This is a genomic window from Streptomyces sp. RK9 (genome assembly GCF_045070545.1).
GTDB classification, from domain to species: domain Bacteria; phylum Actinomycetota; class Actinomycetes; order Streptomycetales; family Streptomycetaceae; genus Streptomyces; species Streptomyces alboflavus.
Window position 1 is genome coordinate 1416289 of sequence record NZ_CP173703.1, and the last position, 12806, is coordinate 1429094.

Sequence of the window (12806 nt, forward strand, 5' to 3'; positions counted from 1 at the left end):
CCGGTCGGCCGGATGCGTCGAACCCGGGTCCGAGTCCAGCGGACGCCGGGTTGTCCAGCAGCCCCGTTCCGCGACCCGAACAAAGTCCGCCGCGTCCCCGCAGGTCGGGGAATGGCCGGGGAGCGGCTTTTGGGACGTGGGACGTCGTGGTCGGGTGGGGGCCCGCGATACCGGGGCCGATGGGGGTGGGCGCTGCATGGGACGTCGGGAGAATCCGCTCGATCCGGCGGCGGGTCCGGTGCAGCGGTTCGCGTGCGCGCTGCGCGAGTTGCGACGGGGCGCGGGGACGCCGACGTACCGGACGATGGCGCGGCGTACGGACTTCTCGGTGACGACGCTGGCCGCCGCGGCGTCCGGCGAGCGGCTGCCGTCCCCCGCGGTGCTCGCCGCGTATGTGAGGGCGTGCGGCGGCGACGTGGCCGAGTGGGAGCGGGCCCGGCGGGCGGCCCACAGGGAGGAGAGCGCCCGGCCGCCCGAGGAGGGCGACGACACCGCCGACCCGCCCTACCGGGGCCTCGCCCGCTTCGAGATCGACGACAGCGAGCGGTTCTTCGGCCGTGAGCGGCTCACCGACGAGCTGATCCGTCTCGTACGGGAGCACCGGCACGTCATCGTGCTCGGCCCCTCGGGCAGCGGCAAGTCGTCGCTGCTGCGGGCCGGTCTCGTCCCCCGGCTGCGCGGCGCCGACGAGGAGCCGCCGGCCGCGATCCGGATCCTCACGCCCGGGGCGCGGCCCGTGCACGAGCACGGGAAGCTGTTCGTCCCCGCCCCCGGACCGGGTGAGACCTGGGTGGTCGTGGACCAGTTCGAGGAGGTGTTCACCCTCTGCCGGGACCCGCGGGAGCGGGCCGCGTTCATCGAGCTGCTGCTCGCCGACGGCGACGGGCGGCTGCGCGTGGTCCTCGGGGCGCGGGCCGACTTCTACTCCCGCCTTCTGGAGCACCCCGGCCTCGCCGCGGTCGTGCGCGACGCGAGCCTGCCCATCGGCCCGATGACCCGGGCCGAGCTGCGCGCGGTCATCGTCCGGCCCGCGGCCGCGGCGGGCCTCGTCGTCGAGCGGGCCCTGACCGCCCGGCTCGTCGAGGAGACCGCCGACGAGCCGGGCGGCCTGCCGCTGCTGTCCCACGTCCTCCTCGAGACCTGGCGGCGGCGCCGCGGCCGCACCCTGACCCTGGACGCCCACCTCGCCGCGGGCGGGCTCCGCGGCGCGATCGCGCAGACCGCCGAACGCGTCCACAGCGGGCTCACCCCGGACCGGGCCGAGCTGGCCCGGCGCATCCTGCTGCGGCTCATCACCCCGGGCGAGGGCGCCCAGGACACCCGCAGGCCCGTCGACCGCGCCGAGTTCGACCACGGGGACCCCGCCGACACGGACGCGGTGCTCGACCGGCTCGTCCGGGCGCGGCTGCTCACGCTGGACGCCGGTTCCGTCGACCTGGCGCACGAGGCCCTGATCACCGCGTGGCCGCGGCTGCGCGCCTGGATCGAGGCCGACCGCGAACGCCTGGTGGCGCACCGGCGCCTGACCGAGGCCGCCGCGCTCTGGGAGGAGCTGGAGCGGGACTCCGGCGCGGTGTACCGGGGCACGCGGCTCAGCGCGGCCGAGGAGCGGTTCTGTGTGCCGGGCGGCCAGGACGACTTCACGGCCGCCGAGCGGGAGTTCCTGGCCGCCGGGCTCGCGGCGCGGGACGCCGAGCGCCGTGCGGCCACCCGCCGGAACCGGTACGTCCGCTACTCCGCGATGGGCCTCGCCGCGCTGTTGCTCCTGGTCACCGGCGTCAGCGTGCTCGCCGTCGACCAGCGGGAGGACGCCGAGCGCGCCCGGCAGCGGGCCACCTCCCGGCAACTGGCCGCGCAGGCCGTCAGCCTGGCGCCGAGCCGTCCGGCCGTCGCGGGGCTCCTCGCCGTCGAGGCGTACCGCACGGCGCCCACGCCCGAGGCCCGCGGCGCCCTCCTGACCATGTCCACCTTCCGCTACCACCAGGGCGAGCTGACCGGCCACGACGACGCCGTGTCCGAGGTGGCGTTCGCCCCCGACGGCACCCTCGCCTCGGTCAGCCGCGACCGCCGGATCATCCTGTGGGACCCCCGAAGGCGCACCCGCGAGGCCGTCCTGACGGGACATCACACCTGGCTGCGCGCGGTGGCGTTCAGCCCGGACGGCCGCGCCTTCGCCACCGGCGGCGACGACGGCCGGGTACTCCTCTGGGACACCGCCACACGCAAGCGCCTCGCGACCGCCGACGGCCACACCGGCCCGGTGAAGTCGCTGGCCTTCAGCCCCGACGGGCGCACGCTGGCCACGGCGGGCGTGGACGGCACGGTGGCCCTGTGGGGCCTGGGCGACGGCCGGGCCGACGACCGCCCGTCATGGGACCGAACGTCCCGGACCCGCACGGCGGACGACGAGCAGGACCAGGAGCGCCCGGCTCACACCCCTCGGCCCCAGGACCTCCCGTCCCACACCGCTCCGTCCCGGGGCCGCACGACCCACAGCCAACCGGGCCCGGACCGTCCCGCCCGAAACCACCCGCCCGGAAACCGACCGGCCCAGGGACGCACAACCCAGGACAAGCCGGGCCAAGGCCCGCCACCCGAGAGCCACGCGGCCGACCACCAGCCGGGCCAGCACCGCCGGGGCCAGTACGACGCGGGCCACCACCACCCCGCCCCCAACCCCCCTCCCCGAGACCTCCTGGCCCCCAGTCAGCCGGAGCCGGACCGTCCCGCCCTGGACCACCCGGCCGGAAACCGACCGCATCAGGACCACACAGCCCAGGACAAGCCCGGCCAAGGCCCGCCGCCCCAGAGCCACGCGGCCGACCACCAGCCGAGCCAACACCGCCCAAGCCGACACCACCTGAGCCACCATCACCCCACCCCCAACCCCCCTCCCCGAGGTCTCCTCGCCCCCAGCCACCCGCGCCACGACCCCCCGGCCACCACCCACACCACCCGCACCACCCAAGACCCACCGCCCCAAGACCCCCCGTTCCGCAGGCGCGGCACCCTCCGCGGGCACGCGGGCAGCGTCAACTCCGTCGTGTTCAGCCCCGACGGCCGCACCGTCGCCACCGCCGGGGAGGACCGTGAGGCGATGCTCTGGGACGCGGCGAACGGCAAGCGGCGCGCCAAGCTCTCGGGGCACAAGGACGCGGTCAAGGGCATCGGCTTCAGCCCGGACGGCCGCACCCTCGCCACGGGGTCCGGCGATCACACGGTGATCCTGTGGCACGTCGGCCGCGGCGCCCGCGCGGCCACCCTCACCGGTCACTCCGGTGCCGTCCGGGCCCTCGCGTTCAGCCCGGACGGCCGCACCCTCGCCACCGCCGGGCTCGACCGCACCGTCGTGCTCTGGGACCCGGCGCGCCGCACCCGAACCGCCACGCTCACGGGCCACGGCACGAACGTCTACAGCCTGGCGTTCGCCCCCGGGTCCCGGCCGCTGCTCGCGTCGAGCGGCGAGAACGGGGCCATCACGCTGTGGGACCCGTCGCGGACCGCCCTGTCCGGCCACCGCGACCGGGTCAACAAGGCCGTGTTCAGCCCCGACGGCCACACCCTGGCCACGGCCAGCGACGACGGCACCGCCGTGCTCTGGGACCTGCGCCGGGGGATCCGCAGGGCGACGCTCGACGGGCGTACCGGACCGGTCACTTCGGTGGCGTTCAGTCCGGACGGCCGTACCGTCGCCACCGCCACGGGCACCGACGTGCACCCGCCCCGCGCCAAGGACTACACCCTCACCCTCTGGCGCACGGCCGCCCCGAGCAGGCCGCTGGCCCGGCTCACCGGGCACAACGACCGCGTCCTGGACGTCGTGTTCAGCCCCGACGGCCGGACGGTGGCGACGGCGGGCGCCGACGACACCGTGATGCTCTGGGACCTCGCGCGCCGCGCCCGCCTGGCCGTGCTGCCCCAGGGCGCCCGCAAGGGCCGCTCCCCGGCGGACCGCCCGCCGGGCGCCGAGGCCAAGTGGGGCGTCCACGCGGTGGCGTTCAGCCCGGACGGCAGGACCCTCGCCTCGGCGGGGCACGACGGCAGGGCCCTGCTGTGGGACGTGCCGACGCGCACCCGCCGTCTGACGCTGGCCGGGCACGCCGGTTCGCTGCGGGCGCTCGCGTTCAGCCCCGACGGCCGGACGCTCGCCACCGCCGCGCTCGACCAGAAGGTCGTCCTGTGGGACACCGCGGGCGGCTCCCGGCGCGCCGCCTTCACGGGCGACTCCTCGGGCCTCGCCGTGGCGTTCAGCCCCGACGGCCGCACGCTGGCCGCGGCCAACGCCGACACCGCCGTCGTGCTGTGGGACCTGCCCGCGCGCCGCCAACTGGCCACCCTCACCGGCCACACTCGGCAGGTGCGCAGCCTCGACTTCAGCCCCGACGGCACCCGACTCGCCTCCGCGGCCGTCGACGGCAGGGCGGTGCTGTGGAACACCGACGCCGAACGCACCGCGGCACAGCTGTGCGCGACGCGCCCGCGCGAACTGACCGACCCGGAGCGGAACAGGTTCGCCGCGCAGTCCCGGGACCGCCACGCCTGCGGGTAGCCCCTGTCCGGGGGGGGCGGCGCCGAGCAGAGCTACACCGCGGGGCAGGACGGAGGCGCGGAGCCGGGCGAAACGGCGGGGCCGGGCCGGTCGGACCTGGCCGATGGATCGGCGCGCCGAGCAAGGCGAAACCTCAGGGCGAGACGAAGCCGCAGCGCAAGGCGAAGCGGCGGGGCACGGCGAAGCCCCAGGGCAAAGCGAAGCCGCGGCGCACAGCCAAGCCCCAGCGCACAGCGAAGCCGCAGCGCACAGCCAAGCCCCAGCGCACAGCGAAGCCGCAGCGCACAGCCAAGCCCCAGCGCACAGCGAAGCCGCAGCGCACAGCCAAGCCCCAGCGCACAGCGAAGCCGCAGCGCACAGCCAAGCCCCAGCGCACAGCGAAGCCGCAGCGCACAGCCAAGCCCCAGGGCAAAGCCAGGCCGAGGAGCAAAGCGAAGGCGAGACCGAGGGGAAGCCCCCCGGCGCTCCGCCGCCGCGCCACCCCACGGGACAGCTCCTCGCACCCAACGGCAGCGCACCGCAGCATCGGCGACCACCCACCGGCGCCTCCGCCCGCGCCGGCACACCCCGCAGCACACCCTGAGTCGCCGCCGCCCACCACGGCGGCACCCCGCCCCGACGCGCCCCGCGAGCCCCCTCACACGTCCGCGACAGCCACCGGCACCCCCGTCCGCGCCGACGCGTACCCCGCCGCCACGATCCGCAGCGTGCGCAGCCCGCCCTCGCCGTCCGCGACGCCCATGCCGTCGGGGCCGGGGCCGAACAGGAAGGCGCGGAGCATCGCCGCGTCCAGGTCGACGCCGAAGGGGAGTTCGAGGGCGCGGCCGTGGCGTTCGCTGTGGCCGTGGACCTTCTGGTCGAAGGCGTCCATCTCCAGGGTGGCGTGCTCGCCGACGAGGGTCATCTCCAGGCCGCCCCAGGCGGGGTGGGAGCGGGGGTGGGACCAGGAGCAGTCGATGGTGGCGACGGTGTCGTTGTCGTACACCACGGTGACGAGGCCGCTGGTCTCGGCGGTCACCTCGCCCTCGTACAGGAGGTTGTTGGTCTGGGCGTAGACCTCCACGGCGTGGGCCGCGAACAGGTCGTCGAGGAGGTCGGCGATGTGGACGGTGTGGTCCATCAGGGCGCCGCCGCCGGCGAGTTCGGGGTCGGCGAACCAGCGGCGGGCACGGGTCGGCATATGGCCGTTGTTGGCGCCGGACACGGTCAGGACGCGGCCGGTGGCACCGGTGGCGACGGCCCGTTTGACGGCCGCGTACGCGGGGCTGAACCGCACCGGGAAGGCGACCGCGAGCCGCACCCCGGCCGCCCGGCAGGCGGCGACCATGGCCTCGCCGTCCGCGACGGTGGTCGCGAGCGGCTTCTCGCAGAGGACGTCGACGCGGTGTGCGGCGGCCAGTTCGACGAGGGGGCGGTGGCGGGCGTTCTCGGAGCAGACGATCACGGCGTCAGGACCCCAGGCGAAGGCGTCCTCGTACGTCTCCGCGTACGGGACGCCGTGGCCCTCGGCGAACGCGCGGCCCCGGGTCTCGCCGGGCGCGGCGAGCGCGGTGTCGGGGTCGCTGCCGATGACCTCCACGCCGGGCAGGTCCCGGAGCAGGGTCAGATAGGCCGCCGCGTGGACGTGGGCGAAGGAAAGGACGGCGACCTTCATCGGGCGGACTCCTCGTGTGCGGCGCCCGGGGCGGGGGCGGTCCCGGGGCTCGCCGGGGCGGCGGTCGGTTCGACGGCGCGGCCGGTGCGGCTCGACTCCACGGCCGCGCACGCGATCCGCACCGCCTCGATGCCGTCGCGGGCGGTCACGCGCGGCCGCACGTCCGGGTCGTCCCAGGACGCGGCGAACTCGCGGAGTTCGCTGAGGTAGGGGCTCTCCGTCATGGGGCTCGACGGGATGCCCTCGTTGGCGGCGCGCTCACCCTGCGCGGTGATGCGGAAGCCCGGCACGGCGGTGGAGTCGTGGCAAAGGAGCCCGTCCGCGCCCGCGATCCGGAACGTCGTACGGAACCGCTGGTCGGGCAGCCCCCACAGGCCGCTGACGTGGCTGACGGCGCCGGAGGCGTGGGTGAGGACGGCCGTGGCGGTGACGACGCCGGCCGGGGCGCCGGTGACGTCCTCGACGCCGCGGGTCCGGGCGTGCACGCGCACCACGTCGCCCGCGACCCAGCGGGCGATGTCGATGTCGTGCACCATCAGGTCCATGATCACGCCGCCGGACTGGGCGGGGTCGCCGAACCAGGGCGCCCACAGCGGCCGCGCCCCGCCCCGGGTGAAGCGGAGCACGGCGACGGCGCCGAGTTCGGCGCGCACGACGGCGGCCCGCATGGCCGCGTACGCGGGGAAGTAGCGCACCACGTGCGCCGGGTGGAGGCGGACGCCCGCGGCGTCGGCGGCGGCCGCGACGTCCTCGGCGTCGGCGACGGTCAGGGCGAGCGGCTTCTCGCAGACGACGTGCCGGCCCGCGGCGATCGCGGCGAGGGCGAGGTCCTTGTGGGTGGGGGTGGGGGTGCAGATGTCGACGGCACGGCAGTCGGCGAGGAGTTCGTCGAGCGTGGGCACGGCGGTGACGTCGTGGCCGCGCGCCGCGTACTCGGCGGCGAGCTTGTCCGCGGAGCCGTCCTGGGTGTGGACGCTGACCCGCGCGCCCAGTTCCAGCCAGCCCGGCAGATGCGCGCGGGCGATGCCGCCCGCGCCGAGCAGGCCGATGTGAAGCGGTGGCATGGAGGTTCTGGCCTTTCTCTGTGCGTCGGTGTGCCGTCAGCCCTTGGAGCCGGTGAAGGCGACGCTCTGTACGAAGTGCCGCTGGAGCAGGACGTACACGAGCAGCATGGGCAGGCTCGCGATCAGCGAACCGGCCATCATCACCGGGTAGTTGGTCTCGTACTGGCCCTTGAGCGAGGTCAGGCCCGCGCTGATCGGCATGGCCTCGGGGTCGGTGTTGACGATGAGGGGCCACAGCAGGTCGTTCCAGGCGGTCATGGCCGTGATGACGGCGAGCGCGGCGAGCGCGGGCCGGATCAGCGGCAGCATGATCGACCAGAAGATGCGGAAGGAGCCCGCGCCGTCGATGCGCGCGGCCTCCTCCAGCTCCTTGGGCAGCGCGAGGAACGCCTGCCGCAGCAGGAAGGTGCCGAACGCGCTGAACATGCCGGGCAGGAACAGCGCGGGCGTGGAGTTGAGCAGCCCGAACTGCTGGATGATGTCGTACTGCGGCAGCACGAGCAGGGAGCTCGGCACCATCAGGACGGAGAGGAAGAGCCCGAACAGCACGTCACGGCCACGGAATCGCATGCGCGCGAAGGCGTACGCGGCCAGCGAGCAGAACACGAGCTGACCCGCCGTGCGTCCGGCGGTGGCGAGCGCGCTGTTGGTGAGCATCTCGCGGAACGGCAGCGCGGTGAAGACCTCGTCGAAGCTCGACCAGTTCCAGTCGTCGGGCAGCACCGTGGGCGGGACCCGGGAGACCTCGGCGAGCGACTTGAGCGCGGTCAGCCCCTGCCAGGCGAAGGGGAAGACCATCACGAGGGCGCCGAGCGAGAGCACCAGGTGGGTGGCGAGGGAGCCGGTGTTCACACGTCGCCGGGGCGTCGGCTCCACGGCCTCCGCACCAGCCGTCCGTGCGCCGGTGATCTCGGTGTCAGCCATAGTGCACCCACTTCCGCTGGAGCCGGAACTGCAGATAGGTGAGGCCCGCGATGAGCAGCATCAGCAGGAAGGCGAGGGCGGCCGCGGCGCCCTGGGCGTTCTCCATGAACGCCCACTTGTAGAAGAGGCCGACGACCGACTGGGTGTCGCCGACGGCGGGGTTCTTCTCGCCCATCATGATGTAGATCAGGTCGAAGGTCTGCAGCGACTGGATCATGCAGATGACCGAGGCGAAGAACAGGGTCGGGCTGAGCAGCGGCAGTGTGATGGTGAAGAAGCGGCGCAGCGGCCCGGCCCCGTCCAGCTCCGCGGCCTCGTAGTAGTCCTGCGGGATCGCCTTGATGCCCGCCATGAAGATGATCAAGTAGTAGCCGGTGGTCGACCAGACCATGACGGCGCCGATGGCGAACACGGCCGTCGAGGGGTCGGAGACCCAGTAGTGCCGGTCGACGCCGAACCATCCCAGGATCTCGTTCAGAAGCCCGAAGTCGCCGTTGTAGAGCCAGTTCCAGACCAGGCCGACGGCGACGGGCAGGGTCACGAACGGCACGAAGTACAGGGCGCGGTAGACGGCGACGCCGCGCAGCCCGCGCCGGTTGAGGAGCGCGGCCACGACGATGGCGAGGGGCAGCGCGAGCAGCCCGATGCCGCAGTAGATGAGGGTGTTGCCGAGCGCCTGCCAGACGGTCACGTCCCGCAGCACGCGCGCGTAGTTGTCGGTGCCGGTCCAGGTGTGGCCGCCGAAGGGGCCGAACTCGGTGAAGCTGAAGTAGAAGGTCTGGATCATCGGCCAGAAGTAGAAGACGGCGAAGCCGATGCCGAGCGGCGCGATGAAGCCGTACGCGGCCCACTGGCCGCGCGAGGCGGGCCGTGCCGCGGACTTGGGCTCCCGGCGTCCGGCCGACTTCGCGGCCGCGGTGGCGGGAAAGAGACTCATCAGCTCCGCTCCTCCTTCAGGGCCCGGTCCATCTGCTTCCCGAGCGTGCGGGCGGCGTCCTCGATGCCGCCCTTGCCGCTGAACGCAGCGCCGAGGAGGGGGTATTGGAGGTTCTCCCAGACGGCCGTGTTCTTCGAGCTGGGGTACGGCACGCCGTACTTCTCCATGGCGATGAAGTGCTTGAGGTCGAACTCCGGCATCGACTTCAGCCAGGCGTCCTGGGTGCCCGCGTAGCTGGAGATGGTGACGCCCGACGCCGCCTGGATCTCGGCGGCCCTGCGGCCGGCCATGAAGTGCACGAACTTCCAGGCGGCGGCCTTCTTGTCGCTCTTGGCGGAGATCACGTTGGCCAGGCCGTGGATGATCGTGGTCCGCTCGCGGCCCTTGGGGAGGACGGTGACTCCGGCGTGGTCCTTGAGGGCGGGCACCGCGTACATCTGCCCGGCCATCGCCGACAGGTCGTGCACCATGGCCACCTTCTCGGACCAGAACCGCACCCGGCCGATGTTCTCCACCATCGCGGACTGCGGCGGCGACCAGCCGCGGTCGATCATGTCGGTGAGGAACCGCAGCCCCTCGATGGTGCGCTCGTCGCCGAAGCCGGAGTGCCCGTCGCGCAGGACGTGGCCGCCCGCCGCGTGGATGGCCGGGTAGAGGACGATCTGGCGCTGCATCTCGGAGCAGAAGCCGTGCACGCGCTCGCGCGGGTCGGTGAGTTCGGCGGCGGCGTCCCGCAGGTCGTCCCAGGTCCAGGTGGTGTCGGGGTACGCGATGCCCGCCTTGTCGAAGAGCGCCTTGTTGTACCAGAGGCCGATGGTGTCGAAGTCCTTCGGCAGGCCGTACTGGACGCCGTCGTACGCGTACAGCCGCACGAGCTGCTCGGGGTGGCGCTCGACCGGGGTGCGGTCGCCCGCGATGTGCTCGGAGAGCGGCTCCAGGACGTCGTGGGCCGCGTACAGCTGGAAGTTGACGGCGTTCATCCAGAACACGTCGGGGGCGGTGCCGCCGCGCATCGAGGTCTTCAGGGTGGTCCAGTAGCTCGCCCAGGGGGTCAGCTCGATGCGCACCGCGATGTCCGGGTGCTCCTCCTCGAACGCCGCGATGATCTTCTTCATGCCCGGGACCTGGGCGGGGTCCCACATGCCGTACGACACGGTGGTGCGGCCGCCGCCGTCGGCGCCGCCGCCCTCGTCCGAGCACGCGGCGAGCACCGGTGCCGACGCCGCGGCCAGGCCTGAGCAGAGGAGGGTCCTCCTGCGCATCACGCGCCTCCGCTTGTGTTGGGGGTGGGTGGGGTCTCCGGGGATCGGGCCGACGGGTCCCGCCGGGCACGGGCGCCCGGCGGGCGGTCAGCCGACCGGGTCGGCGAGCAGTTCCTCCTCGACCCGGTCGAGGGCCCTGCGCACCGCGCCGAGGGCGACGCCGCGCTCGCCGAGGGAACTCAGCGCGATCCGGGGCACGTGCAGCGTCAGGGGCCGCAGCCGCTCCTCCAGGAGCGGCACGAGGTGGGTGCCGAGGGGTGTCGCGCCGCCGGTGAGGACGACGAGTTCGGGGTCGAGGGCGAGGGCGAGGGCGGCGATGCCGGGGGTGATGCGGTCGGCGAAGTCCGCTATGGCGTCGAGCGCGCGGGGGTCCGCGGCGTCGGCCGCGCGGGCGAGCGCGGCCACCTCGGACTCGCCGTCGCGCAGCCCGTCCTTCCAGGCGAGGGCTTCGTGCGCGCTGTCCATGCCGAGCAGCGGCAGCAGGCCCAGTTCGCCCGCGCCGCCCCGGCCGCCGCGGTGCAGCCGCCCGCCGATGGTGAGGCTGCAGGCGACGCGGTGCCCGGTCAGGACGCAGACGACGTCCCCGGCGAGGGTCGCGGCGCCCTGCCAGCGCTCGGCGAGCACCGCGAGGTTCACGTCGTTCTCGACGAGGGTGTGGCCGCTCTCGCCGTCGGCGAGGAGCCGGCCCAGGTCGACGCCGGACCACTCGGGCACCACGACGGAGGTGATGTGGCCGCTCGCGTCCACCACGCCGGGCACACCGACGCAGCGGGCGAGGACCAGGTCGCGGCGGACGGTGTGGGCGTCGAGGAAGGCGTCGAGGCCGTCCTGGAGAAGGGCGAGGCGGGGGCCGCCGCCCAGTTCCGGGTCGACGTCGGCGCGTTCGGCGGCGATGACGTTGCCGCCGAGGTCGGCGAGGAGCAGCACCATCTTGTGCAGCCCGATGTCGGCCCCGAGCACGTACCCGGACTCCCCCCGGAACCGGAACCGCCGCGCCGGGCGCCCCCGCACCCGCTCCCCCGCGTCGGCCTCGGTGACCCAGCCCTGCCCGGTCAGCTCCTCCAGGGCCGCGTCCACGGTGGGCCGGGACAGGCCGGTGCCCGCGGCGAGTTCGGCGAGGGTCTGGGGGCTGCGGCGGTGCAGGGCGCGCAGGACGACGGTGGTGTTGAGTCGGCGCAGGGCGGCCAGGTCGTGGCCGCGCGTCCGTTTTCGCATCAGTTCTGCACCCCGGAAGAAGTGGTGAGGCAGCCCGACATCGGCCCCGTTGAGGGGTCGTGGCCGAACTCCCGTCGAGATTCGGTAGGAGAGTTTCATAAAGCGGAGCCGTCGGGAAGCCCTCGCGCACGGCCGATTCCCGTACGGTCGCGGGCTCATCGCCCGTACGGTCAGGGGCCGTTGCCCGTACGGTCACCGACCCCTTGCCGACACGGCCCGGGGCGCCTGCCGGTACGGTCACCGACACCCGCCGGCCCGGCCGTGGACGCCTGCCCGCTACCGTCTCCTGGCCGGGCCCCGCACCGCCCGAACCACCTCCCCGACCGAGGAGTTGCCCCATGACCGCAGTCCCGCCCGCCGCCGCAGGGCTCGACACCGGCACCCCGCATCCGGCCCGCGTCTACGACTGGTTCCTCGGCGGGACGGACCACTACGCGGCGGACGCGGAGCTCGGGCAGCAGCTGGTGGCGCTGGATGCGAGCACCAAGTACTGCGCCCAGCACAACCGTTGGTTCATGCAGCGCGCCACCCGCCATCTCGCGGGCACGACCGGAATACGCCAGTTCCTGGACCTCGGCAGCGGCATACCGACCGAGCCGAACCTGCACCGCGTCGCGCAGTCCGCCGCGCCCGAAGCGCGCGTCGTGTACGTGGACAACGACCCGATCGTCCTCGCGCACGCCGAGCCCCTGATGGCCGGGACCGCGACGGGCGCGAGCACCTTCCTCCACGCGGACGTCCGCGAGCCCGACCGGATCCTGGAACTCGCCGCGTCCGTGCTGGACTTCGACGAGCCGGTCGCGCTCTCCCTGATCGCCCTCCTGCACTTCGTCAGCGACGAGGACGGGGCACGGGAGATCGTCGCCCGCCTCGTCGACGCCCTCGCGCCGGGCAGCCACCTGGTGCTCTCGCAGATGGCGGGCGACTGGAACCCCGAGCGCACGGACCGCGCCGTGCAGATGTACCAGGCGGGCGGCGTCACCCTGGTCCCCCGCTCCCGGGAAGAGGTCCTGCGCCTCTTCGACGGCTTCGAGCTCCTGGAGCCGGGCCTGGTGTGGCCGCCGGACTGGCGTCCGGAGCTGGGTGTGGCGGAGGTGCGGGACGGGACGGAGGTGCCGTTGTACGCGGGGGTGGGGCGGAAGCGCTGAGAGGAGCGGGGGTTTCCGGCGGAACCCGCCAAGGGGACCTCCAACCTGGCGCA

At 74.2% G+C, this 12806-nt stretch carries 8 protein-coding genes; 2 read left to right on the forward strand and 6 right to left on the reverse strand.

The window, feature by feature from the left end; genetic code table 11:
* Positions 1–196: 196 nt before the first annotated feature.
* Complete coding sequence (locus tag AB6L24_RS05475) at positions 197–4549, forward strand: WD40 repeat domain-containing protein (RefSeq protein ID WP_405652691.1); 4353 nt, start codon at positions 197–199, stop codon at positions 4547–4549.
* A gap of 637 nt (positions 4550–5186) precedes the next feature.
* Here AB6L24_RS05475 and AB6L24_RS05480 read toward each other — a convergent pair.
* The 6 genes from AB6L24_RS05480 to AB6L24_RS05505 form a co-directional block, all read right to left on the reverse strand.
* On the reverse strand, positions 5187–6203 hold the full coding sequence (locus tag AB6L24_RS05480) for a Gfo/Idh/MocA family protein (RefSeq protein WP_405652693.1): 1017 nt from the start codon (positions 6201–6203) through the stop codon (positions 5187–5189).
* The gene (locus AB6L24_RS05485; protein WP_405652695.1) at positions 6200–7267 is read right to left on the reverse strand and encodes a Gfo/Idh/MocA family protein; all 1068 of its coding nucleotides are present in this window, start codon (positions 7265–7267) and stop codon (positions 6200–6202) included. The genes AB6L24_RS05480 and AB6L24_RS05485 overlap by 4 nt, the downstream gene beginning before the upstream one ends.
* Positions 7268–7303: 36 nt before the next feature.
* On the reverse strand, positions 7304–8191 hold the full coding sequence (locus AB6L24_RS05490; protein WP_405652697.1) for a carbohydrate ABC transporter permease: 888 nt from the start codon (positions 8189–8191) through the stop codon (positions 7304–7306).
* Positions 8184–9128 (reverse strand): carbohydrate ABC transporter permease, encoded by a 945-nt coding sequence (locus AB6L24_RS05495; RefSeq protein ID WP_405652699.1) that lies wholly within the window; start codon positions 9126–9128, stop codon positions 8184–8186. Before AB6L24_RS05495 ends, AB6L24_RS05490 begins: the two co-directional genes overlap by 8 nt.
* Complete coding sequence (locus AB6L24_RS05500; protein ID WP_405652701.1) at positions 9128–10390, reverse strand: ABC transporter substrate-binding protein; 1263 nt, start codon at positions 10388–10390, stop codon at positions 9128–9130. Before AB6L24_RS05500 ends, AB6L24_RS05495 begins: the two co-directional genes overlap by 1 nt.
* An 87-nt stretch (positions 10391–10477) precedes the next feature.
* Positions 10478–11605, reverse strand: coding sequence for an ROK family protein (locus AB6L24_RS05505; RefSeq protein ID WP_405652703.1), 1128 nt, complete (start codon positions 11603–11605; stop codon positions 10478–10480).
* 338 nt (positions 11606–11943) lie between these two features.
* Here AB6L24_RS05505 and AB6L24_RS05510 point away from each other — a divergent pair, with 338 nt between their 5' ends.
* The gene (locus AB6L24_RS05510) at positions 11944–12753 is read left to right on the forward strand and encodes an SAM-dependent methyltransferase (protein WP_405652705.1); all 810 of its coding nucleotides are present in this window, start codon (positions 11944–11946) and stop codon (positions 12751–12753) included.
* The last annotated feature ends 53 nt before the right edge of the window (positions 12754–12806 follow it).